Here is a 22,501-nt window from a genome sequence, read left to right on the forward strand (position 1 = left end):
TTCGCAAATTCGTCTCAAGCGCCATTTTTTTCCGGATAGGAAATAATCGACAGAAAACGGATCGGCAGACTGACCAGCACTTCCGGGCCATGCGGCGCATCGGCATCGAAGAACAGGCTGTCGCCCGGCAACATGGCATAGAGCTTGTCTGCGTGGCGATATTTGACCTCGCCTTCCAGCATATAGATCAATTCCAGCCCCGCGTGCTGAAACGCCGGAAAAACATCCGAATCGGCCGTCAGGGTAATGAGATAGGGCTCGACCTGCAGGCCGTTCGATCCGTTGCCGATATGGCCGAGCAGATTGTACTGGTGACCGGCGCGCGTGCCGCGACGCTCCATCTCCAGACCCTCGCCAGCCTTAACGAAGACGGCATTGCGCTTCTCTTCAAATCGCCGGAAGAATGCGGTGACGGGCACGCCGAGTGCCCGCGCCAGGGACTGCAGCGTGGTGAGCGACGGCGAGGTATTGCCGTTTTCGATCTTGGAGAGCATGCCGAGCGAGATGCCCGTGGCCGAGGCGAGATCGGCGCCGGTGATGCCGAGCTTCTTGCGATAGGCGCGAACCTCATGGCCGATCGCCATTTCGAGGTTGTTCTCCTTCGCGTCGCGCAGGGCGTGCGGATCCTGTTTCAGAATTGCCTTCGCATCATGTGCACCATTCCGCCTGCCGCTGCGCCCAGCCTCCACCTTGGTCATCCCTCCGCCCCAATCTATTTTATCTTTTGGCGGAGCTTACTGTTTTAACGAGGCGCATTCTATTGGGCAGGGCAAAATTTCTTTGCCCGGCAAAGTTCCGGCCATGTGCGGGAAGGATTGATTTTGGAAAAAGCTGGATCAAACCGCCAGCCATAGCCAACCGGAGCTGAACACCGGCCCGATGAAATACTGTCGTTCCTGGGGACAAGCGAGAGAAGACCGCTTCAACACGACCGGCCAAACCCGGCCGCATCACCCTCGACGGAAATCAGACCACGACGCCGCAAACGATGGCGGCGACGAAAATGAACGCGGCGGAACACAGCGCAACATTGATCGCGGTGTGGATCTTGTGCCGCGTCGCGGCAGCACGCTTCGAAGCATCGAACCGGTTCACATGCGTATTCGACATACCCAAATTCGCCATGTGTTGCCTCCGTTGATTTTTTATTGTCGCAGGGACGAACCCATGCCTGACATTTATATAGTCTCTATCAATTAGGTAGAGATAGTTTTCCGTCCAGAGGGCCGCGAGGGGAAAAATAAACCACTGGATACAGGTGGGGCTCGACAATCGGCGGAGCAGAAGCTCAGCAGAGAATGCGGCGGGCCCAGATCAAGGTGCGCTCCACGGCGCTTGATTCAGAGGCCGGAGCCTCAGTTTGACCGATCAGATGACGGCTCTTTTCTTCCGGCAGAGTGACGGTCAAGGCGTCCTCTTCCTTCGCCGGTATCGGCGGATGAAGATAGCCCATGGTCATGCCACCCATGAAAAACATGCCTGCCTCCACTCGTGTACGACCCGGTCAGGATCACGAAAGTTAACCGTCATTAACAACATCATGACAGAAATGCGGCAGGTGTCAATAGTCTATACGATTGGTCGTCTTTTGGTGCGATGACGATAGATTAACAAGCTAAATCAATCGTATAGCTACATCTTAATCGCGAACAAACCCTTTGCTCGCGATCATCAGATTGCGCGTATAGTCTTCTTCGACCTTGCCGGCCGCCAGATCTTTCGCGCTCAGCCGCTCGACGATGGCGCCGTTCTGCATGACCACGAGGCGCTCGCACATATGGGTGACGACGCCAAGATCATGGCTGACCATGACGAATGTCAGATGGCGATCCCTGCGCACCTGTTCCAAGAGATTGAGTACTTCGGCCTGCACGGATGCATCCAGCGCCGAGGTCGGCTCATCGAGCAGCAGGATGGACGGCTCGACGATCAGGGCGCGGGCGATCGCCACGCGTTGACGCTGGCCACCGGAAAGCTGGTGGGGATAGCGAAAGCGGAAACCGGTACCGAGACCGACCTCGTCAAGCGCCCGGGCAATGCGCGTCTCGCTGTCGCCGATGCCATGGATTGCCAGCGGCTCCAACAGCAACCGGTCGATCGTCTGGCGCGGATGCAGCGAGCCGTAGGGGTCCTGAAACACCATCTGGACTTGCCGATAGAACGCCTTGGCGCGCTTCGAACCCTTCAGCACCTCGCCGTCGATGCGGATCGTGCCGCCGCTGATCGGCGCAAGACCGGCGACGGCCCGCAGCAAGGTCGATTTACCGGAACCGGACTCGCCGACGAGACCGAAGGATTCGCCCCGGTTCACATCGATGCTGACAGCATCCAGGGCATAATAACCATCATAGACGACGCTGAGGCCGTCAACCGCAAGTGCTGCCGTCATGCCGCCCACTCCGGCTTGCGGTCGAGAACCGGCAGCGGATGGCGGTTCTCGCCAATGACGGGCATACAGTTCAGCAGGCCACGCGTATAGGGATGCTGCGCATTGTTGAGCTCGGAGGCCTTGAGCTCCTCAACGATCTTGCCGGCATACATGACGATGACCCTGTCGCAGAAGGAGGAGACCAGCCGCAGATCGTGCGACACGAAAATCAGCCCCATGCCACGCTCCGACACCAACTTATCCATGATCCGCAGCACATCGAGCTGCACCGTGACATCCAGCGCCGAGGTCGGTTCGTCGGCGATCAGCAGCTCCGGTCCGGCGATCAGCATCATCGCAATCATCACGCGCTGGCCCATGCCGCCGGAAACTTCATGCGGATGCAGGTCGTAGACCCGCTTCGGGTCGCGGATCTGCACGGCTTCCAGCATGGCCATGGCGCGATCACGCGCTTCGCCCCTGCCGACTTTTTCATGCGTGCGCAACGTCTCGGTGATTTGCCGGCCAATGGGCATCACCGGGTCCAGCGAATATTTCGGATCCTGCAGCACCATGGCGATGCGCTTGCCGCGCAGCGAACGGCGCTCCTTGGCGGAGATCGACAAGAGATCGATGCCGTTGAAATTCAGCCTGTCGGCGCTGACGAGCGCGTGCGGCGGTGTCAGCCCCATGATGGCGCGACCGGTCTGCGATTTGCCGGAACCGCTCTCGCCGACGATGCCGAGCCGCTCGCGGCCGAGCGTGAAGGACACGCCCCGTACCGCCTCGATGACGCCGGTACGGGTGGGATAGCGAACTCTAAGGTTCTCGACTGTCAACATCGTCGTCATTGGCCGCTCTCCTTCGGATCGAGCGCATCGCGCAGGCCGTCGCCGAGCAGGTTGAAGCCGAGGCTGACGATCAGGATGGCGATGCCGGGCATGGCCGCCACCCACCATTGGTCGAGATAGTATTTGAAGCCGCTGGCGATCATCACGCCCCATTCCGGCAACGGCGGCTGCGCGCCGAGGCCGAGAAAACCGAGACCGGCGGCCGTCAGGATGACGCCGGCCATGTCGAGTGTGACACGCACGATCAACGAGGAGATGCAAAGCGGCATGACATGGCGAAAGATGATGCGCAGCGGCGAGGCGCCCATGAGCTGCACGGCGGCAATATAGTCCGAGCGCCGCACTGTCATCGTCTCGGCCCGCGCCAGGCGCGCATAAGGCGGCCAGGAGGTGATGGCGATGGCGATGACGGCGTTTTCAATGCCCGCCCCGAGCGCGCCGGCAAAGGCCAGCGCCAGCACCAGCTTCGGAAAAGCAAGGAAGATGTCGGTGATACGCATCAGCACGGTATCGACCCAGCCGCCCATATAGCCGGAAACCATGCCGATGATCAGCCCGATCGGCGCGGAGATGATCGTGACGAGCACGACGATATACAAGGTCCAGCGCGATCCGTAGATCAGCCGGGAGAGAATATCGCGCCCGAGATCGTCGCTGCCGAGAAGGTAGCCCTCCGTGCCCGGCGGCATCAGATAGGCATTGCTGAGATCGCCGATAACAGGCGAATGCGGGGCAATAACATCGGCAAGTGCTGCGATCAGCACCAGTGCGAGGATGATCAGCAATCCGACGACGGCCAAGCGATTGGCGGAAAATTGCCGCCAGGTGACGTAAGCGCGCCCGAGCCTTGCCTGCCGGCGCGACTGTGGCCGGTCCGACAGCAGCCAGTCACGCCAGCCGATTTGCGTGGTCCCAGCCGTCATTTACGTCGCGTCCTTGGATCGAGGGTCCGATAGAGCAGATCGGAAAGCAGGTTGATGCCGATGAAAACCGTGCCGATGACGATGGTGCCGCCGAGCACGGCGTTCATATCGGCATTGCGCAGCGAACTGGTGATGTAAAAGCCGATGCCCGGCCAGGAGAACACGATCTCCGTCAGCACCGAGCCCTCCAGCAGCGATGCATAGGAGAGCGCGATCACCGTGATCAGCGGCACGGCGGCGCTGCGCAGCGCATGGCCCCAGATCACCCGCGTTTCCGAAAGTCCCTTGGCGCGGGCAGCGACGATATATTCCTGGCCCAGTTCGTTCAGCATGAAGCTGCGCGTCATGCGGCTGATATAAGCCAGCGACAGATAACCGAGCAGCGAGGCGGGCAGGATAATGTGGCGAAACACGTCCCAGAACACGTCCCATTGCCCCTGCATGGCGCTGTCCAGCAGGTAGAAGCCGGTGATCGGTGTGAAGGTATATTCATAGGCGATGTCGATGCGGCCGGGATAGGCTACCCAGCGCAGCTCGGCATAGAAGATGAGGAGCGATATCATCGCCAGCCAGAAGACGGGCACCGAATAGCCCACGAGACCGATGACGCGGACGATCTGGTCGATGAAACTGTTGCGGCGCACGGCGGCAAGCACGCCGAAGGGAACGCCAAAGACGGCGCCGATGATCGTGCCGACGGTCGCAAGCTCCATCGTTGCCGGAAAGACGCGCCTTATATCGTCCATCACCGGATTGGTCGTCAGCACCGACGTGCCGAAATCGCCGGTAAGCGCGCTCACCAGATAGAAGTAGAACTGTTGATAGAGCGGCTGGTCGAGATGCATTTCGCGGCGCAGGCGTTCAATCACCTGCGCAGGCGCATGGTCGCCGGCAATCGCCAGCGCCGGATCGATCGGAATTACCCGCCCGATAAAGAAGGTGACGGCCAGAAGGCCGAGATAGGTCGTGATGGCAACGACCAGGAAGCGCAAAACGCCCATCGCGATGGGCGCGGCACGGCCCTTTTTGGGCCGCACCTCCATTTTCCGTTCGACAGTGCTCAAGGGATCAATCCTGCCGGATTATCACTTCGAGATCGGCCATACGAAGTTGGTGTCGAAGCTTGGACCGAGCTTGAAATCCTTCACGTCCTTGCGATAGCCGGCCACTTCCGTCTGCTGATAGAGGAAGATGAAGGGGCTGGCTTCCAGGTACTTCTTCTGGATCTCCTGATACATGGCGGCGCGCTTGGCGGTATCGATCTCGAACAGGGCGGCCTTTGTTTCCTTGTCGAGTTCCGGCGTCGTCCAGGTATTGCGCCAGGCAAGCGTCTTGTTGGTGCCGGCGTCGGAGTTGTCGGGATTGTTCGTGAAGGTATCGGCATTGGAATGGGGATCCCAATAGTCGTTGCCCCACTGGCCGTAATAGATGTCATGATTGCGGGCGCGATATTTGGTCAGCTTCTGCTTGCCGTCGCCGGGAATGATCTCCACCTTGATGCCGGCCTGGCCGAGCGTCTGCTGGATCGTGGTGGCGATGCCGGTATCCGGCTCGATGCTGCGCGCGTCCATGGTCACGGAGAAGCCGTCGGGCAGGCCGGCCTTGGCCAGCAGTTCCTTGGCCTTTGCGACATCGAGCTTGAACGGATTCTCGTCCAGCGCGCCAAGCAAGCCCTTCGGCTCGAAGGTCTGATGGATTTCGCCGATGCCCTTGATCAGCGTCTTGCCGATGGCGTCATAGTCGACCAGGTACTTGAACGCCTGTTGCACTTCCGGCTTGGCAAGGTTCGGGTTCTTCTGGTTGAGGCTGATGTAATAGATCGTGCCCTTCGGCGCACTGGTCGAGGCCAATTGCGCGTTCTTTTCGACGGCGGCGAGATCGGTCGGCGACAGATTGCGCGCAACGTCGATATCGCCGTTCTCCAGCGCCAGGCGCTGCGCCGAGCTTTCCTTCATGAAGCGGTAGATGACACGGGTAAGCTTCGGCTTTTCACCATAGAAATTTTCATTACGCTCGAGAACCACGGCCTCGTTGGCACGCCATTCGCGCAGTTTGAACGGGCCGGAACCGGCAAAACCGGTCTTCAGCCAGCTATTGCCAAAGTCGTTGTCATACTTGTAGTCGGCCGTCGGCGTCGCCGGCTTGACGTGTTGCAGAACCAGCTTCTTGTCGACCACTTCGGCGACGGTGGCGGTCAGGCAGTTCAGCACGAAGCTCGGCGCATAGGGCTTGTCGACGGTGAAGACGAATGTGTTCGGATCGGTTGCCTTGGCCTTTTCCGTCACGTTGTCACCAGTGAGACCGAACTGGGTGAGAATGAAGGCCGGGCTCTTGTCGAGCTTGACGACGCGCTCGAAGGAATAAGCCACATCATCGGCGGTGATCGGATTGCCGGAGGCGAATTTCAGGCCGGGCTTCAGCTTGAATGTATAGGTCAGATGGTCGTCGGACACCGACCAGCTCTCGGCAAGATCGCTCTGGATCTTGGAGGTATCCTTGATATCGAGGCGGACGAGCAGGCTGTAGGTGTTGCCGGTGATTTCGGCGGCGGAAAGCTCGTAGGCCTCAGCCGGGTCCATGCTGAGAATGTCGTCGAAGGCGAAGCCCTCGACCAGCGTGTCCTTCGGCGTTTCGGCGAAGGCGTTCGGTGCCGCTGCCAGCAAAATCGAGAGAGCCGCACCGGCCGAAAGGGCACGGAATCTGCGGTTCATCCTGGTGATCATCATGTTCTTGTTCCCTTATTTTGACTTTTATCAGTATAATTATGCACGCGACGCGCCGCCCTCTCCCCAAGCGGACGCCAGAATACGAAGCCAGTTCTCCCTGCATAGCTTCGCAAGATCGGCCTCACCATAGCCAACGTTCCGGAGCGCAGCAATCAGCTTTTGATTGCCCGCGGCATCGCCGATATCCGCCGGAATCGTCGCCCCATCGAAGTCCGATCCAAGCCCGACGCAATCGATGCCGACGCGTTTGATGAGATGGTCGAGATGGCGGATCATCACCTCGATCGGCGTGTCGGCATCCGAGCGTCCGTCCTCTCGCAGCATGGCGGTCGCATAGTTGAGGCCGACGATCCCACGGCTCTCCTTGATGGCGTCGAGCTGCTTGTCGGTCAGGTTGCGCGCGACCGGGGTCAGCGCATGGGCGTTGGAGTGGCTGGCGACCAGCGGCTGGTCCGATGTCTTCGCCACATCCCAAAAGCCCTTCTCGGTGATATGGGCGAGATCGATGACGATGCCGAGCCGATTGCATTCACGCACCAGCGCAAAACCTGCATCCGTCAGGCCGGGGCCGGTATCCGGCGAGCTCGGATAGGCGAAGGGCACGCCATGGGCAAAGACGTTGTTGCGGCTCCAGACCGGGCCGAGCGAGCGCAGGCCCGCCGCATAGAAAGTCTCGAGCGCGACGAGATCGGCGTCGATCGCCTCGCAGCCTTCCATATGCATGACGGCGGCGAAGATGCCTTTTTCCATGCTGTCGCGGATGTCTGCGGTCGACCGGCAAAGCTTCCAGGCGCCGGCACGGTCGAGCTTGAGCGCAATTGCGGCCATTTCCAGCGCGATATCGAGCGAGGGTGCCCGTTCCAGCGGGGCTGCGAGGGGCGTCGCATAATGGCCGTTGCGGTCGGGCTCGGCAAAGACGAGATGGCCGGAAGGAATATAGATGGCGCAAAGACCGCCGGCGAGACCGCCGGCCTTGGCGCGGGGCGCATCGATATGGCCGATCGATATCCCATTCTTAAATTCGGCGACCGGATCGGCGCCTTCGTTTGTATGATGCCAGAGCCTCAGCAGAACGTCGTTATGGCCATCGAATACGGATTGCATCGTCTATCCTGGATAAAGCGCTCGAACGAGCGGAGGGAAAGCGGTCAGAATAGAAAAGATGACAGAATTCGCCATCCCTAAATGAAAAAAATCTTCATGGGCATGAAGGGGGCGGGCGGACGGAAAACGGGAGCAAAGGTCAGAGGCAACAGCGTCGCTGCAATCAGAAAATTTGCAACAACGCTTGCCAAGCGTTTGGTCTTGTGGATTGCTCCGCTAGAATAGTTGGGAGCATCATATGTCTATCGAACACTGGCTTGCCTTTGTCGCCGCATCCGCCGTGCTGCTGGCGATCCCCGGACCGACAATCCTGCTCGTCATATCCTATGCGCTTGGGCATGGCCGCAAGGCGACGACCGCCACCGTCGCAGGGGTCGCGCTTGGCGACTTCACGGCAATGACCGCCTCGATGTTGGGCCTTGGCGCGCTGCTTGCCACATCGGCTGCGATCTTCACCGGACTCAAGTGGATTGGCGCGGCCTATCTCATCTATCTCGGCATCAAGCTCTGGCGCGTTCCGGTCTCTGACAGATCCGCCGAGACGGAAGGTACGGAGACGGGTAAAGAGCGGCCATTGCGAATTTTCCTGCATACCTATGCGGTGACCGCGCTCAATCCGAAGAGCATCATTTTCTTCGTCGCCTTTCTTCCGCAATTCCTCGACACCTCGCAGCCCATCGCTTTTCAGATGATCGTCTTTGAGGTGACATTCCTCACTCTGGCGACCTTGAACGCCACCACCTATGGCCTCATGGCCTCGATGGCCCGGAAGACGATCCGTAAGCCAAGCGTGCAACGCCTGGTCAATCGGACTGGCGGAGCGCTGATGATTGGCGCGGGTCTGCTGGCGGCGGGATGGAAGAAAGCTGCGGCCTGATAGCAAAAAGGCGGGGACATAGCCCCCGCCTCGAGAAATCCGATTAAGCCTTGGCTGTTCTAACGTTTCGCCCGCTTCTTCTGGCGATAGACGTCGATAGCCACTGCGGCGATGATGATGACGCCCTTGGCGATTTCCTGATAATAGGCGTCGACGTTCAGGAAGGTGAAGCCTGAGATCATCACGCCGAGGATGACCGTGCCGATCACCGTGCCGGCAATGCGCCCGACGCCGCCGGTAAGCGAGGTGCCGCCGATAACGGCGGCCGCAATGGCGTCCAATTCATAGGTCACGCCCATGCCGGCCTGCGCCGTCTGGACGCGAGCCGCCGTGATGATGCCCGCGAGACCCGCCAGCAGACCGGCGATCGCATAGACCTTGACCAGATGCCCCTCGACATTGATGCCAGAGACGCGCGCCGCCTGAATGTTGGCGCCGATCGCATAGGTGAACTTGCCGTAGCGCGTGTAGCGCAGCACGACATGGAAAATCACCGCGACAATCAGGAAGACGATGACGGGCCAAATGCCGGTGCCGATGAAATTGAACTGGTCGGTGAGGCCCGAGATCGGCTGCCCCTTGGTATAGAGCTTCGACAGGCCCCGCGCCGAGACCATCATGCCAAGCGTGGCGATGAAGGGTGGAATTTTCGTTTTCGTGATGAGCAGGCCGTTCACATAACCGGCGGCAAGACCGATCAGTAGGCCGACGCCGATCGGAACGAAGAATGGGAGATCGGTGAGCGCGGGATAGAGCGCCCGGGTCCAGGTGGAGGACTGGGCGAAGCTTGCCGCGATCATGGCCGTCAAACCGACGACGGAACCCGATGACAGGTCGATACCCCCGGTAATGATGACCTGCGTCACCCCGACCGAGATGATGCCGATAACCGAGACCTGCAGGATCATGATCTTCAGGCGCTGAATATTGAGCAGAAAGCTCTGGCCGACGAAAATCCAGCCGAGGATTTCGCAGACGAGCGCAATGCCGATCAGCACCAGAAAGATGCCGAGTTCCGGCGGCACGCGACGGCGCTTCGAGCGCGTCATCTGCGGTACGACGGTCTCTGCGACTTTGCTAACCATAATTCAATCCTCCCTTGCGATGGCCGGCACGATCATTGCGCCGCCAGCTCCATCACCTTCACTTGAGTTGCATCCGCACGATCGAGGAAGCCGGTCACCCGGCCCTCATGCATCACCATGATGCGGTCGCTCATGCCGAGCACTTCCGGCATCTCCGAGGAGATCATGATGACAGCGACGCCGTTGCGCGCCATTTCCGTGACCAGACGATGGATCTCCGCCTTGGCGCCGACATCGATACCGCGGGTTGGTTCATCCAGGATCAGGATGCGCGGATTGGTGAGCATCCAGCGGCCGATCAGCGCTTTCTGCTGATTGCCGCCGGAGAGATTCTCGATGCGCTCGTCGAGATTTGGCGTCTTGACGCGCAGCTTACGCGCCATCTCCTCGCAAACTTTTTCGATCGCACCCTCCTGCACGAAGCCGCCACGAACGAACTTGTCCTGCAGCACGGCGATCTGCATGTTTTCGAGCACGCTGAGGATCAGCAGACAGCCGGTATCCTTTCGGTCTTCCGTCAGGAAGGCCATGCGATGGCTGATCGCCACCGCCGGCGAAGAAACGTCGACCTTCTTGCCGAACAGCTCGATCGTTCCGGACGAGGCTGGCGTCACGCCGAACAGCGTCTCGGCGACATTCGAGCGGCCGGAACCGACCAGCCCGGCGACACCGAGAATTTCACCGGCCCTGACATCGAAGGAGATATCGGAGAAGACGCCATCCAGATTGAGATTTTTGACGGAAAGAAGCGTCTCACCGATCGGCACCTCTTCCTTCGGGAACATCTGGGTGATCTCGCGGCCGACCATCATGCGGATGATGTCGTCGCGGGTGACGTCGGTCGACGCGTGCGTGCCGATATATTTGCCGTCGCGGAACACCGAGAATTCATCGGCGATCTCGAACAGCTCGTTCATCTTGTGGGTGATGTAGACGATGCCGATGCCCTGCTCGCGCAGACCCCGGATAATCTCGAAGAGATGCGCAACCTCACGCTCGGTCAGCGCCGAGGTCGGCTCGTCCATGATCAGCACGTCGGAATCGTAGGAGACCGCCTTGGCGATCTCGACCATCTGGCGGCTGGCAACAGAGAGCTCACCCACCTGGATTTCCGGATCGATGTTGATGTTCAAACGACGGAAGAGGTCTTCCGTCTTCCGGCTCATCTCGCCATGATCGACGAAGCCAAAGCGATTCTTCGGCTCGCGGCGGATCCAGATATTTTCCGCAACCGTCATGAACGGCATCAGGTTGAGCTCCTGATGGATCATTGCAATGCCGTTCTCCAACGCATCGAGCGGCGATTTCAGGCGGATCGCGACGCCTTTGAGGAGTACTTCGCCCTGATCCGGCACATAAATGCCGGCCAGAATCTTCATCAGTGTCGACTTGCCGGCGCCGTTTTCACCCATCAGCGCATGCACCGTGCCGCGCTTCAGGCGGAAGGAAACGTCGTCGAGGGCCACCACACCCGGAAATTCCTTGCGGATGCCTTCGGCGCTCAACAGATAAGCGGCATTGGGGACCACGCCGCTGGCGCGCACCGCAGCCATGGTGGATGGACTGACAACCATCTTTTTTCTCCCGGGGGCTGTTCGGAATACTTAAGGATGCGGGCTCACGCGCCCGCATCCGTCGATAGCGGCGGCGTCAGTTCTTCTTGACGAAGTCCTTGACGTTTGCCGGCGTCACGAGCTGGAAGGGAATGTAGACCTTCTTCTCGATCTTCTCGCCCTTGGCAAGCTTCAGCGCGGCATCCACGGCACCCTTGCCCTGGCCGGCGGCGTCCTGGAACACCGTGACCTTCAGATCGCCGGCCTGCATCGAAGCCAAGGCATCCTGCGTCGCATCGACACCGGCGACGACGATCTTGTCCAGCGACTTGCCGGACGCCTTCAGCGCTTGGATCGCGCCGATTGCCATTTCATCGTTGTTGGCGATGACTGCATCGAATTCGAGACCGCTGGACAGCCAGTTGGTCACGAGGTCGGCGCCCTGGGTACGCTGCCAATTGGCGGTCTGTTCCTGGACGATGGTGATGCCCTTGCATTCGTCGGTAGCGAGAACGTCATGCACGTCCTTGGTGCGCATGCGGGCCGCCTGGTTGGACAATTCGCCCATCATGACGACAGCCTTGCCCTTGCCACCGAGAAGCCTGCACACTTCCTTGGTTTCCAGCGTGCCGGATTCCACCTCGTTGGAGGCAACGAAGGCCTGCCCTTCCGGCAGGCTGTCGACGTTCGCCGGCTCGCGGTTGACGTAGATCAGCGGGATCTTCGCTTCGGCCGCCAGCTTCGAGATGGCGGCGGTCGCATCCGTATCGACCGGGTTGACGATGATGGCGTCGACCTTACTGGCGATGAAGTTCTGGATCTGGCTCTGCTGCTTGGCGATATCGTTCTGCGCATCTTCGACCTGCAGCTTCACGCCTGGCGTCGTCTTGGCATAATCCTGCATGCCGTTGCGCAGAACGGTCAGGAAGTTGTCGTCGAACAGTGCCATCGACACGCCGATGGTTTCGGCATGCGCCGCCGTCGAGAGCATAAGCGCCATAGCGGAGCCAAGAATAAGTTTTCTCATGATTTTCCTCCCAATCGCGGTGTCCGGCCACACCCCTCATTGATACCGGAACCCTCGGTTTCGACCGCAGGGCCAACAATCCAAGCTGCCATCACTCCCATAACGGCAACCTAAAAACGGAACAAAAAAACCGTAAAATTCTCTATGCGGAATATTTATTCCATTTCCCAGGGAAAACGTCAACACTATTTTGTAACCGCCGCGGCGGAGACGGAGTTCTCAGGGCGGTAGCCGAATTTTCAATGGGGAAAGGCTGTAAAAGACGGGTCTCGAACCCACATCTGGGCCACTCGATCCGATGGAACGGACATTCCATCGACATCGAAGTGGCGTAAAACGCCGATGACATCAGGCCGAATACCCCCACCGGCCGACAATGGAGAACCAGCATGCCCACAATGTACAGTTTCTCAGTTCCCGTCTTTCAGCGCGGCCTTACAATCCTTGCGACCTATCTCGATGCAATCGAGACCTATGCCGCGGAGAAAGGCATCGACCCCAAAGAGCTTATCGGCGCGCGGCTCATCGATGACATGCTGCCGCTCTCCGGCCAGTTTCAGCGCGCCTCCGATGGCGCCAAGCTCACGATCGCTCGGCTGACCGGCATCGAGGCGCCGCGCTTCGAGGACAACGAGACGACCGTCGCCGAGTTGCGTGAACGCCTGAAGAAGACACAGGATTTCCTGGCGACGATCACGCCGGAGACGATGGCTGGCAGCGAAATCCGTGAAGTGACGATTTCGCCCGGCGGCAAGACGATGGTCTTCACCGGCGAAGGTCTGCTGACAACCTTCGCCCTGCCGAATTTCTTCTTCCACATAACGACTGTGCACGACATTCTGCGCAGCCGCGGCCTGCCGGTCGGCAAGATGACCTATCTCGGCGCATTCATTTGATAGCCCGCTATTGAATCTCGATCAGGGCCGGTGCGAAACTGGCCCTTTTTCCGTCAACTCGGTATAGGCAAGCGTCTGGTCGAGATGCTGTGCCCTGAGCGACAGCAGCTTTTCGGCATAGTCCAGCCGCACCGCCGCATAGTCGGCGTCACCAGCGACATTGGTCAACTCCATCGGATCTTTCACCAGATCGTAGAGCAGCGGCGGCAGACCGGCAAAATGCACGTATTTGAAGCGCTCGTCCCTGATGACAGCGAGATTGCACGCATTCGATTTCAACCCGAAATGCTGCTCTGATTCACCGCCGGCGATATCGCGAAAATCGAATTCCCAGAATGCCGCATCGCGCCATCCCTTCGGCTCCTTGCCCTCCAGGAAGGGCACCAGCGTCTCGCCGTCAAGGTGATTGTCGGGCACGAGGCCGAGCCGGTCGCAGAGCGTCGGAAAAATATCGGCGCCGCTGGTGAAACGCTCAACCTGCCGGCCCACGCCTGCCGGATGACGGGGATCACGAATGACCAACGGCACATGATAGCTGCCGTCGAAAAAGCCGCCCTTGCCGAGCATCCAGTGGTCGCCCATCATTTCGGCATGGTCGGAGGTAAAGATAATCAGCGTATCATCCCAGGCACCCGCATCCTTGAGCGCCTGCCAGATCCGCCCGAGCTGCGCATCCACCTCGGCGATCATGCCGTAATAAATGGCGCGGATCGCCGATAGATCCTCTGATGTCCAGTCGCTCGCGGACCCCTCGCCGCCATGAATGAAGCTACCCTTGCCGATCAGCGGCAAAGCGAAGGCAAGAAGCGGATGCGCCGCCTGCTCCACCTCGCGATCGACGGCACGCGCAAAGGCGGGTCCGTCGTTTGGCGCAAACATGCGGTTATAGGGTTCGGGCACTGAAAACGGCGGATGCGGTCTCAGAAATGAGACATGCGCGAACCACGGCGCGTCCTGTTCGCCGAGCCAGCGGATGAATTCACCAGCCAGAAAAGCCGTCTGCGTCTCATCCTTGGAATAGCCCGGCGCCGCATCGGAAATTTCGCCGGGCTTGGCGCCGACGGGAATATGGATATCGCGGCTCGTCGCTTCCGCATGACCGCGTGAACGCAGCCAGGAGAGCCATTGCTTCTCATGCTCGGGCAGGAGCTGGCGGGCGCTGAAGCCCGGAAGCACGCCCTCATAGGTGGTCAGGTGCGGATCGCTCGGGTCCATGCCGCGCGGATCGGGGGCTGTATCGGTATAGCCGAACAGCGTCGGATCATAGCCGCCGCGCCGGGCGGCAAGCGCCAGATTGTCGAACCGGGCATCCAGCGGCGACCCATTGCGGCAGACGCGATGGTTCATCTGATAGAGACCGGTATAAAGCGTTGCCCGCGCCGGCGAACAGGGCGCCGTTCCAGCAAAATGCCGGTAAAACAGCACACCGTCCTGCGCCAGCGCATCGACATTTGGCGTCTTCACGCTGGCATGGCCGACAGCGGAGAGGCAATCGCCCCGCCACTGATCGGCCGATATCAGCAGCACATTCGGGCGCTTGCCCGAAGCGCGCCGCTCAATGCTGGTTGGACTTGGCATGCCAGTTCCAGGCGGATTCGATGATCCGCGACAGATCGTATTGCGGCGACCAGCCGAGAATGTCGCGGGCCTTGTCGTTGTTGGCGACCAGCGTGGTCGAATCGCCCTCGCGGCGCCCGACATATTCGACCGGGAACGGCCGCTCCGACACAGTTTCGATCGCGCCCAGCAGCTCCTTGACGGTCGTGCCGGTGCCGGTGCCGAGGTTCAGCGCGACGGACTCGCCACCGCGCAACAGATATTCCACCGCCCGCACATGCGCGTCCGCGAGATCGAGGACGTGGATATAGTCGCGCACGCAGGTGCCGTCGCGCGTGTCGTAGTCGCTGCCGAAGACCTTGAAGCCCTGGCGACGACCGAGCGCCGCGTCGATCGCCAGCGGAATGGCGTGGGTTTCCGGCGTATGCCACTCGCCGATGCGGCCCTCGAAATCGGCGCCAGCGGCATTGAAATAGCGCAGCACCACGGAGCGCAGACCCTTGTATTGATCGTAATCGGCAAGCGCCTGCTCGACGATATATTTGGTGCGGCCGTAGGGATTGATCGGCACCTGCCGGTGGCTCTCGTCCAGCGGCACGCTCTGCGGCAGGCCATAGGTGGCGCAAGTGGAAGAGAAGACGAAGGCTTCGATGCCCGCCGCCTGCGCCGCCGCCAGCAGCGTCAGCGTGCCGATGACGTTGTTTTCATAGAAGGAGACGGGATCCTTGACCGACTCGCCCACTTCGATCAACGCCGCGAAATGCAGGATGGCGGCCGGCTTGTATTTCGCCAGGACTTCATCAAGCCGCGCCCGGTCGCGGATATCGCCCTCTTCCGCCGGACCCCATTTGACGAATTCGCGATGACCGTTGGAAAAATTGTCATAGACGACGGGCTGAAAACCCTTGTTCGCCAGATCCAGACATGTGTGCGAGCCGATATAACCGGCGCCCCCGACCACAAGAACCGTTTCCCCTGCCATAGATAGCCATCCCTTCTCAACGATGTACTGCCCAAGCACACAGGATCGTGCTCGGTCCGAGGCGTAGAGTTAGAGACCTCTGGGAGAGTTGCAAGACCGAAAAAGACGATGGCTTCGCAAGTGCAGCAAAGACGCGGGTTTCGAGCGCTATCTCTCAACGGGCCGCGCCGCCGCCCTGCCCCTATGCAACAGAATGCCGGCGAGCGCCAAGACCGGCGGGACGAGGAAGCATGCCACCCCGATCAGCATGAACAGCAGGGCCGCCGCGGCGCAGCCGCAGACAAAACCGCCGAGCGTCGCCCCCATCCGGCCAAGCCTCGCCCTTGCGGCGGCTTTCGCCTCGGGTGCTACCCCGCGCAGGAGATCGGCGATATCGATCATGATCTGCGTCGTCGTCCCTGTCATCATCGTCGTCGGTGGCGCCGTGCCGAGATGAACGCGGTGCAAGGCATTCTGGACGGCCATCGCTGACACCAGTGTCATCCCGGTCAGGATCGCCTGCCAACCGTCACCGCTGACAAACGGGCCGAAGCCAAGGGTAAAGACGGCGGCAAGCGCCAATAGCAGGAAGTTCAACGTCAGGATCACCGGCAGCACCGGCAAATTGCGCCGAGACAGCTCACCACCGAGCAGACGGGCAAAGATCACGACCGCGCAAAAGACCGGCAACGCCAGCAGCTTGGCTGCCGCACCCGAGGTTCCCAGCACCATGGCAGCGGCGAAGGTGACGAAGTTGCCGGTGACATGGGCGGTAAACAGGCCATGCAGGGCAAGGAAGCCGGCGGTATCGACATAACCGCCATTGATGCTCAGGAGAGTGGGCAGGCTCGGCTTCATCGACAACCTCGTCTCCGCTGCGATCCATCAGGGAATATGAATCCTTATCACGCGGAAACGAAGATGATGTCTAGATATTATGCCCCTGTTCCAGCGCGGCGATCTCATCGGATACCTCGCGGATCCTTTCCTTCAAATCCGCTTCGGTGCCATCCTCGATCTCGCCGTCGCCGAAACAATAGCGCGCTATATGCAGCTCGAGCTTGGCTTCCAGCTCCGCGCGACGGGCATATAATTGTTTGAGATATTTGTTACGCATAACGAACCCACGCATCCCGAGAAAACATGTCTCAGGATACTAAATAAGCATGCGAGCAAAAAGTTTCGATAGGTGCCACCGCCGGCACCTATCCACGCGCCGGCATCATCCGGGTGAGGACACGGTCGCGCAGCACATAATGATGCACGAGGGCGGCCGCGGCATGAATGCCGGCAATGGCGATGATCGCCCAGGCGGTGGCACTGTGCAGCTCGCTGATCAGCCGCCGCATAGCCGGATCGACGACGACAAAGGGCGGGATGGAGAAGAGACCGAAGAATTCCGGATCCTTCGCGGAAGCCCAGCGCATCAGGAAGCCGTAGGACACCTGCGAGATCATCAGCGCGTAAAGCAAGAAGTGCACGAGGGTTGAGGCCACATGCTGAAGCCCGGAGACGGCCGGCGCGGTGCGCCGATGCGTCAGGAGGCGCCAAACGATGCGCAGGGCGAGGACGACGGCAAGCAGGATGCCGAGCGAGATATGAAGCGAAATCAGCCCTAGCCGCAGCGGCGTGCCGCGATCGGCAAAGTCCCAGACCTGCGCGATCGCGAACAGAGCCAGGACCAGAATGGCGGTCAGCCAGTGAAGCATGATGGTGAAATGGTCATAGCGGGCGGCCCGCTTATCCGCAGCGACGATATTGAAATTGCTCATGATTTAAGATCTCCTTGGGAGGAACGAGCAGCAAACACCTGGGGCTTTCCTTTTATTCGGTCGTCTCAAGGCGATGAGTGGCATACGGCACCGCCTCGTCGATCCGGCTATTGCAAAGCCTCCGCCTGATATTCACATTGATCTGACATGCACCTGAATTGGCACGGCACGGCAAAGATTTGCGCTGACATGCGGCTCGGATATGCGCTAATTCAGGTCGATTGTTCGAGGTAGAATGTGTTGAGCGAAAAAATTGCCGTGATCGGCCTGGGTTATGTCGGACTGCCCGTGGCGATTGCCCTGGCCGGTAAATTTCCCGATGTCGTCGGTTTCGATATCAAGGCCTCCCGTGTTACCGCCCTGAAGGCGGGGGAAGACGATACGCGCGAGATTTCGCCGGAACGTCTGAGGGAAAGCGGGCTGCGCATCAGCAACGACATAGAGGATTTGCGCGATCGCGATATCTTCATCGTCGCCGTTCCCACACCGATCGACCGCAACCGGCAGCCGGATCTGCGCCCGATGATCTCAGCCTCGCGCACCGTCGGCAAGGCTCTGAAAAAGGGCGGCATCGTCGTCTATGAATCGACCGTCTATCCCGGCGTCACCGAGGATGTCTGCGGCCCCGTGCTCGCCGAGGTCTCCGGCCTGCGCCAGGGCGAGGATTTTCACCTCGGCTATTCGCCGGAGCGGATCAATCCCGGCGACAAGGAGCATACGTTCGAGCGCATCGTGAAGGTGGTCGCCGGCGACAGCGAGGAAACGCTGGAGAGGATCGCCGCCGTCTATGGCGCGGTGGTCGAGGCCGGCATCCACAAAGCGCCCAGCATCAAGGTGGCGGAAGCCGCCAAGGTGATCGAAAACACCCAGCGCGACCTCAATATCGCTTTGATGAACGAGCTGTCGATCATCTTCGAAAAGATGGATATCCGCACCGCCGACGTCCTGAAGGCGGCGCGGACGAAATGGAATTTCCTGCCGTTTACGCCCGGTCTGGTCGGCGGCCACTGTATCGGCGTCGATCCTTATTACCTCACCGCCAAGGCCGAGGAACTCGGCTACCACCCCGAAGTCATCCTCTCCGGCCGCCGCATCAATGACGGCATGGGCGCCTTCATCGCCCAGAAGCTGATCAAGATGCTGGTCACGGCGCAAAAGCCGATCAACGGCGCCCGGATCGGTATTTTCGGCCTGACATTCAAGGAAAACGTGCCGGATCTGCGCAACAGCCGCGTGCACGACATCATCCGCGAGCTGCACCAGTTCGGCATCGAGCCGCTGGTGCACGACCCCATGGCCAGCCATGACGAGGCGGAAGAAGAATATGGCGTGCGGCTGGCGGCGCTCGGCGATTTCGGCAAGCTAGATGCCATCGTACTGGCCGTGCCGCACAAATCCTATCTGGCCGGTGGCGCGGCGGAAATTCTCAACCTTCTGGGCGAAAACGGCGTGGTGGTCGACGTGAAAGCGGCGCTGGAGCGCGACAATCCCCGGCTCGACGGGCACGCCGTCTGGAGCCTGTAAGCGCCGCCTAGCGGTCTCCTGACGAGGCAGCGACCGTCAACCGCAGCCCCTCATCGACCGAATAGGGCGGCGACCAGCCGGTGATCGCCACCGTCTCGCCGATATCGACCTGCAACGAACCGAGAAGCCGCTCAGCCGCCGCACGGCGCCCGAGCAACGCCGCCAGCCCTTCCAGCAGGCGCGGTGGGAGCGGCAGCAGCAGGGCCCTCCGCCCCATTGCCGAGGAAAGCTTGCCGATCAATTCACCGATGGAAAGATCCTCGCCGTCGCTGATCAGGAACACCCGATTTCCGACAGCCGAATGATGCGCCGAGAGCAGGATGAAATCGACGAGATTGCCGACGAAGACCAGCGATCTGCGGTTGGTGACGAGCCCGAAAGGCCAGGGAAACGGCCATCCGGCCCATTTCATCAGGCTGGCGAAATTCGCCTTCACGCCCGGCCCGTAGACGAGCGGCGGGCGGATGATGACGATCTCCATGCCCGTCTCAGCACCGATGGCAAGGAGCGCCTCCTCCGCCTCGCGCTTCGACTGGCCGTAGGGATCCTCCGGATGCGACGTATCGGATGCCCTGAACGGCTGACCTGGCACGGTCGCCTCGCCATTGACCTTGATCGAGCTCAGGAAAATGAAGCGCTTGACGCCGGCCCGAGCCGCCTGCCGCGCCAGATTGACCGTGGTGTCGACATTGGCGGCACGAAAGGCGGCGAGCGGATCTGACGATGTATCGTTCATGACGTGAACGCGCGCCGCCAGATGCACGACGGTTTCGACGCCCGCAAGCGCTCTCGCCCAATCGGTCGCACCATCGAACGTGCCCATAGCAATGAAACCCGGTTTTGGTGCACGGCTGACCGGACGATAAACCATCTGCCGTCGGGAAAGCTCGGCACAAAGCGCCTGCCCGACAAAACCCGTTGCACCCGTGACCAGGATCATGCGCCCATCGCCCCTCAATGACGCCCACGCGTCCATTTGGGGCATGCTTCGCACATTACCGCTGTGAGAAACAAGGCGCCCTTACGGGCCAGGTCCAGCAAAATTCGCGACCGAAGCGATTGTGCAGAAATGCCTGATATGAGATGGACTGCGCAGAAACCATCATCGGAGCCGCGAAACCAGCGCCGGTAAAACCATCAGAGACGATGCCCTATACGATCGCCAAGCGCCTTTTCGACTTCCTCGCCGCCTTTGCGGCTGTCGTCGTCTTTTCCATCCCGATCCTGATCGTCGCGGTCGCCGTCCGGCTGACCTCCCCCGGCCCCATTCTTTACTGGTCGGACCGGGTTGGCCGCCGAAACCGAATCTTCCGCATGCCGAAATTTCGCAGCATGCGGACCGACACACCCGCGGTCGCGACGCATTTGCTGAAGGATGCCGGCGCTTACCTGACGCCGATCGGCTCCTTCCTGCGCAAATCCAGCCTGGACGAACTGCCGCAGCTCTGGTGCATTCTGAAGGGCGATATGAGCATCGTCGGCCCGCGCCCGGCCCTCTTCAACCAGCACGACCTGATCGCGCTGCGCACCGAGCGCGGCGTCGACGCCCTGCTGCCGGGCCTCACCGGCTGGGCGCAGGTCAACGGCCGCGACGAGCTGCCGATCCCGCAGAAGGTGGCACTGGACGAGGACTATCTGCGCCGGCGTTCGTTTTTCTTCGATCTCAAGATCATTATCCTCACGGCATTGAAGGTCGTTCGCCGCGATGGTGTGACCCATTAGCCAGCATGGGGCGGAAATCGGCATGGCGGGCGCACGAGCGCTGAAATGCCGTATTCCTGCCCCTTTACAGCCCTACTGGCCATCGTGAATGCTCCGGCATGCCAGATGAATCGAACATGGATGAAGGCGGAGACATCATTGGACAATTTGCGCGCAAACGAACCGCATGCTGATGCCACAGCTGGGGCTATTGTCGGCAAGGTGTCTGTTAGCGTCATGCCGCGGACCGTGGCGATCTTCGGAAGCCTGCTGTGGATTCTCGCCGCCTCCGCCACCCTCGTGGAGAGCGACGCCTACCGCTACGCGGTCGCCCTCCTCTCCTTGATCGCGCTCTATTACTATCTGAAAGCGCCGGTGCGCCCCAAGACCGACTGGATCGGCTGGCTGTGCATGGGCTGGGGTGCCTATGTCATGACCCGCTTCGGCATCACCTATTGGCTAACGCCCGAGCACGATATCGGCGCCTCCGACTGGCTCTACGCCTTCCCTTTCTTTTTCCCGATCCTCGGCGTCGCCTTCCTGATTTACGAACCGCTGATGGAAAAGATCGTTGCCGCCTATTTTGCCGCAGCGCTGACGATGCTGATCGCCACACAGCATTTCAGCGAGGTTTTTGCCGGCGAGACCGTCAAGCCGCTGATCATGAACAACCAGATCCACGGCGCCGTCGCCTGCGGCCTGATCGTGATCTTCACGCTGTTCTGGCTGCTGCATTACCTGACGGACAAGTCGAGCGACCGCAGGATCGCGCGTTCTGCCTATATTGTCTCGCCCTTCATCGTCGGGCTTTGTTTCATTGCGATCTACGGAGCCAAATCGAAAGGCGTATGGCTGGCGCTCGGCATCACCCTGCCGTTGCTGGCGCTGGTGGCGCTGAGCTATCTGCGCCTGAAGCTCGGCGCCATCGTGGTCGCCGTCGCCGCGATCCTGCTCATCGCCGGCGTCTACACCGTGCGGCACAATCTCGACAAGACCGCCGGCCCGACTGTGTCGGCAACCATCGCCATGTTGCAGAGCGTCACCGGTGGCCACGACCTTGGCGGCGCGGTGTCGAACACCATCGGCTCTACCGCGACGCCGGTATCGATGGACGAGCGGTTGCAGCTCTGGTCGAACAGCTGGGAAGTCTTCTCCTCCGCGCCGGTCTTCGGCTGGGGCAACCGTTGGCTGGAGCGCTGGCACGAGACGCGCTATTCGCATATCCAGTACACGCTGCTGCACAACGGCTATCTGGAAATCCTGGTGCGCTACGGCCTGTTCGGCGCCGCCATCATGGCCTTCATGCTCGCCACCTTCATCCGCACGGTCAGGCGCGCCCACAAGGCCGCCATCATCCCCCGCGCCGCCTGGCACGCCTATGCCGTCTGCCTGTTCTTCTTCGCGCTGACGCTGCTCAGCAACTCCAACAACCGCCTGGCCATCGGCGAAAGCCTGGCTTTCGTCAGCTCCGCCTTTGCCTGCTGGTGTCACATGCGGCTGAAGGGGGAGTATCTGGCGGCGGCGAAGGTAGAAACGAAAGGTGCGGCCGCGGGTTGATTCCGCCGCAGCTGAGACA

The 22,501-nt window shown here is 60.5% G+C and carries 23 protein-coding genes; 5 read left to right on the forward strand and 18 right to left on the reverse strand.

Annotated elements, in window-relative coordinates; genetic code table 11:
- Positions 1-14: 14 nt before the first annotated feature.
- The 9 genes from EX00_RS01970 to EX00_RS02005 all read right to left on the reverse strand — a co-directional run bounded on the left by EX00_RS01970 (position 15) and on the right by EX00_RS02005 (position 7,972).
- Complete coding sequence (locus EX00_RS01970; RefSeq protein WP_047453606.1) at positions 15-698, reverse strand: helix-turn-helix domain-containing protein; 684 nt, start codon at positions 696-698, stop codon at positions 15-17.
- Positions 699-966: 268 nt separating this feature from the next.
- Complete coding sequence (locus tag EX00_RS31675) at positions 967-1,125, reverse strand: hypothetical protein (protein WP_202903677.1); 159 nt, start codon at positions 1,123-1,125, stop codon at positions 967-969.
- 163 nt (positions 1,126-1,288) lie between these two features.
- Positions 1,289-1,477 (reverse strand): hypothetical protein, encoded by a 189-nt coding sequence (locus tag EX00_RS01975; RefSeq protein ID WP_047453608.1) that lies wholly within the window; start codon positions 1,475-1,477, stop codon positions 1,289-1,291.
- A 162-nt stretch (positions 1,478-1,639) separates the two neighbouring features.
- A complete protein-coding gene (locus EX00_RS01980; protein WP_047453610.1) occupies positions 1,640-2,389 on the reverse strand; it encodes an ABC transporter ATP-binding protein in 750 nt (249 codons plus the stop codon).
- Entirely contained in the window at positions 2,386-3,219 is an 834-nt protein-coding gene (locus EX00_RS01985) for an ABC transporter ATP-binding protein (RefSeq protein WP_047453612.1), read from the reverse strand. The genes EX00_RS01980 and EX00_RS01985 overlap by 4 nt, the downstream gene beginning before the upstream one ends.
- Positions 3,216-4,142 carry an ABC transporter permease gene (locus EX00_RS01990; RefSeq protein ID WP_047453614.1) on the reverse strand — a complete coding sequence of 309 codons (927 nt, stop codon included), beginning with the start codon at positions 4,140-4,142 and terminating at the stop codon, positions 3,216-3,218. Before EX00_RS01990 ends, EX00_RS01985 begins: the two co-directional genes overlap by 4 nt.
- Positions 4,139-5,206, reverse strand: a complete 1,068-nt coding sequence (locus EX00_RS01995; protein WP_047453615.1) for an ABC transporter permease — start codon at positions 5,204-5,206, stop codon at positions 4,139-4,141. The genes EX00_RS01990 and EX00_RS01995 overlap by 4 nt, the downstream gene beginning before the upstream one ends.
- A 21-nt stretch (positions 5,207-5,227) precedes the next feature.
- Positions 5,228-6,868, reverse strand: coding sequence for an ABC transporter substrate-binding protein (locus EX00_RS02000; protein ID WP_047453617.1), 1,641 nt, complete (start codon positions 6,866-6,868; stop codon positions 5,228-5,230).
- Between the two features lie 36 nt (positions 6,869-6,904).
- Positions 6,905-7,972 (reverse strand): dipeptidase, encoded by a 1,068-nt coding sequence (locus EX00_RS02005; protein ID WP_047453618.1) that lies wholly within the window; start codon positions 7,970-7,972, stop codon positions 6,905-6,907.
- Positions 7,973-8,210: 238 nt separating this feature from the next.
- Between EX00_RS02005 and EX00_RS02010 the strand changes: the two genes are divergently transcribed.
- Complete coding sequence (locus tag EX00_RS02010; protein ID WP_047453620.1) at positions 8,211-8,849, forward strand: LysE family translocator; 639 nt, start codon at positions 8,211-8,213, stop codon at positions 8,847-8,849.
- 59 nt (positions 8,850-8,908) lie between these two features.
- Here EX00_RS02010 and EX00_RS02015 read toward each other — a convergent pair whose 3' ends face one another.
- From EX00_RS02015 to EX00_RS02025, 3 genes are all read right to left on the reverse strand, one after another.
- Positions 8,909-9,934, reverse strand: a complete 1,026-nt coding sequence (locus EX00_RS02015; protein WP_047453622.1) for an ABC transporter permease — start codon at positions 9,932-9,934, stop codon at positions 8,909-8,911.
- A gap of 32 nt (positions 9,935-9,966) precedes the next feature.
- A complete protein-coding gene (locus EX00_RS02020; protein ID WP_047453624.1) occupies positions 9,967-11,508 on the reverse strand; it encodes a sugar ABC transporter ATP-binding protein in 1,542 nt (513 codons plus the stop codon).
- A 76-nt stretch (positions 11,509-11,584) separates the two neighbouring features.
- Complete coding sequence (locus EX00_RS02025) at positions 11,585-12,514, reverse strand: sugar ABC transporter substrate-binding protein (RefSeq protein ID WP_047453625.1); 930 nt, start codon at positions 12,512-12,514, stop codon at positions 11,585-11,587.
- A 389-nt stretch (positions 12,515-12,903) separates the two neighbouring features.
- On the opposite strand from EX00_RS02025, the gene EX00_RS02030 reads away from it, so the two are divergent.
- Positions 12,904-13,410 carry a DUF1993 domain-containing protein gene (locus tag EX00_RS02030; RefSeq protein ID WP_047453627.1) on the forward strand — a complete coding sequence of 169 codons (507 nt, stop codon included), beginning with the start codon at positions 12,904-12,906 and terminating at the stop codon, positions 13,408-13,410.
- Positions 13,411-13,431: 21 nt separating this feature from the next.
- Here the strand turns inward: EX00_RS02030 and EX00_RS02035 are convergent, their stop codons facing one another.
- The 5 genes from EX00_RS02035 to EX00_RS02055 all read right to left on the reverse strand — a co-directional run bounded on the left by EX00_RS02035 (position 13,432) and on the right by EX00_RS02055 (position 17,700).
- Positions 13,432-14,988, reverse strand: a complete 1,557-nt coding sequence (locus EX00_RS02035) for an alkaline phosphatase family protein (RefSeq protein ID WP_047453629.1) — start codon at positions 14,986-14,988, stop codon at positions 13,432-13,434.
- Positions 14,966-15,949 (reverse strand): UDP-glucose 4-epimerase GalE, encoded by a 984-nt coding sequence (gene galE / locus EX00_RS02040; protein WP_047453630.1) that lies wholly within the window; start codon positions 15,947-15,949, stop codon positions 14,966-14,968. Before galE ends, EX00_RS02035 begins: the two co-directional genes overlap by 23 nt.
- A 147-nt stretch (positions 15,950-16,096) precedes the next feature.
- Complete coding sequence (locus EX00_RS02045; protein ID WP_047453632.1) at positions 16,097-16,786, reverse strand: YoaK family protein; 690 nt, start codon at positions 16,784-16,786, stop codon at positions 16,097-16,099.
- 70 nt (positions 16,787-16,856) lie between these two features.
- Positions 16,857-17,045: a hypothetical protein gene (locus EX00_RS02050; RefSeq protein ID WP_047453634.1), complete on the reverse strand. Its 189-nt coding sequence runs from the start codon at positions 17,043-17,045 to the stop codon at positions 16,857-16,859.
- Between the two features lie 88 nt (positions 17,046-17,133).
- Positions 17,134-17,700, reverse strand: coding sequence for a cytochrome b (locus tag EX00_RS02055; protein ID WP_047453635.1), 567 nt, complete (start codon positions 17,698-17,700; stop codon positions 17,134-17,136).
- 237 nt (positions 17,701-17,937) lie between these two features.
- Here EX00_RS02055 and EX00_RS02060 point away from each other — a divergent pair, with 237 nt between their 5' ends.
- The gene (locus tag EX00_RS02060) at positions 17,938-19,224 is read left to right on the forward strand and encodes a nucleotide sugar dehydrogenase (RefSeq protein WP_047453636.1); all 1,287 of its coding nucleotides are present in this window, start codon (positions 17,938-17,940) and stop codon (positions 19,222-19,224) included.
- Positions 19,225-19,231: 7 nt separating this feature from the next.
- Here the strand turns inward: EX00_RS02060 and EX00_RS02065 are convergent, their stop codons facing one another.
- Positions 19,232-20,164, reverse strand: a complete 933-nt coding sequence (locus EX00_RS02065; protein WP_047453637.1) for an NAD-dependent epimerase/dehydratase family protein — start codon at positions 20,162-20,164, stop codon at positions 19,232-19,234.
- A gap of 206 nt (positions 20,165-20,370) precedes the next feature.
- Here EX00_RS02065 and EX00_RS02070 point away from each other — a divergent pair, with 206 nt between their 5' ends.
- Positions 20,371-20,946 (forward strand): sugar transferase, encoded by a 576-nt coding sequence (locus tag EX00_RS02070; RefSeq protein WP_047453717.1) that lies wholly within the window; start codon positions 20,371-20,373, stop codon positions 20,944-20,946.
- Positions 20,947-21,084: 138 nt separating this feature from the next.
- Positions 21,085-22,482: an O-antigen ligase family protein gene (locus tag EX00_RS02075; protein ID WP_234708949.1), complete on the forward strand. Its 1,398-nt coding sequence runs from the start codon at positions 21,085-21,087 to the stop codon at positions 22,480-22,482.
- Positions 22,483-22,501: the final 19 nt, after the last annotated feature.

Origin of the sequence: Martinezella rhizogenes, from assembly GCF_000799715.1 — a bacterium.
GTDB classification, from domain to species: Bacteria; Pseudomonadota; Alphaproteobacteria; order Rhizobiales; family Rhizobiaceae; genus Rhizobium; species Rhizobium rhizogenes_C.

Coding starts and splice junctions, on each gene's coding strand:
- EX00_RS01970 (WP_047453606.1), bottom strand. CDS start 698: ATGACCAAGGTGGAGGCTGGGCGCAGCGGCAGGCGGAATGGTGCACAT.
- EX00_RS31675 (WP_202903677.1), bottom strand. CDS start 1,125: ATGGCGAATTTGGGTATGTCGAATACGCATGTGAACCGGTTCGATGCT.
- EX00_RS01975 (WP_047453608.1), bottom strand. CDS start 1,477: ATGTTTTTCATGGGTGGCATGACCATGGGCTATCTTCATCCGCCGATA.
- EX00_RS01980 (WP_047453610.1), bottom strand. CDS start 2,389: ATGACGGCAGCACTTGCGGTTGACGGCCTCAGCGTCGTCTATGATGGT.
- EX00_RS01985 (WP_047453612.1), bottom strand. CDS start 3,219: ATGACGACGATGTTGACAGTCGAGAACCTTAGAGTTCGCTATCCCACC.
- EX00_RS01990 (WP_047453614.1), bottom strand. CDS start 4,142: ATGACGGCTGGGACCACGCAAATCGGCTGGCGTGACTGGCTGCTGTCG.
- EX00_RS02000 (WP_047453617.1), bottom strand. CDS start 6,868: ATGATGATCACCAGGATGAACCGCAGATTCCGTGCCCTTTCGGCCGGT.
- EX00_RS02005 (WP_047453618.1), bottom strand. CDS start 7,972: ATGCAATCCGTATTCGATGGCCATAACGACGTTCTGCTGAGGCTCTGG.
- EX00_RS02010 (WP_047453620.1), top strand. CDS start 8,211: ATGTCTATCGAACACTGGCTTGCCTTTGTCGCCGCATCCGCCGTGCTG.
- EX00_RS02015 (WP_047453622.1), bottom strand. CDS start 9,934: ATGGTTAGCAAAGTCGCAGAGACCGTCGTACCGCAGATGACGCGCTCG.
- EX00_RS02020 (WP_047453624.1), bottom strand. CDS start 11,508: ATGGTTGTCAGTCCATCCACCATGGCTGCGGTGCGCGCCAGCGGCGTG.
- EX00_RS02025 (WP_047453625.1), bottom strand. CDS start 12,514: ATGAGAAAACTTATTCTTGGCTCCGCTATGGCGCTTATGCTCTCGACG.
- EX00_RS02030 (WP_047453627.1), top strand. CDS start 12,904: ATGCCCACAATGTACAGTTTCTCAGTTCCCGTCTTTCAGCGCGGCCTT.
- EX00_RS02035 (WP_047453629.1), bottom strand. CDS start 14,988: ATGCCAAGTCCAACCAGCATTGAGCGGCGCGCTTCGGGCAAGCGCCCG.
- galE (WP_047453630.1), bottom strand. CDS start 15,949: ATGGCAGGGGAAACGGTTCTTGTGGTCGGGGGCGCCGGTTATATCGGC.
- EX00_RS02045 (WP_047453632.1), bottom strand. CDS start 16,786: ATGAAGCCGAGCCTGCCCACTCTCCTGAGCATCAATGGCGGTTATGTC.
- EX00_RS02050 (WP_047453634.1), bottom strand. CDS start 17,045: ATGCGTAACAAATATCTCAAACAATTATATGCCCGTCGCGCGGAGCTG.
- EX00_RS02055 (WP_047453635.1), bottom strand. CDS start 17,700: ATGAGCAATTTCAATATCGTCGCTGCGGATAAGCGGGCCGCCCGCTAT.
- EX00_RS02065 (WP_047453637.1), bottom strand. CDS start 20,164: ATGATCCTGGTCACGGGTGCAACGGGTTTTGTCGGGCAGGCGCTTTGT.
- EX00_RS02070 (WP_047453717.1), top strand. CDS start 20,371: ATGCCCTATACGATCGCCAAGCGCCTTTTCGACTTCCTCGCCGCCTTT.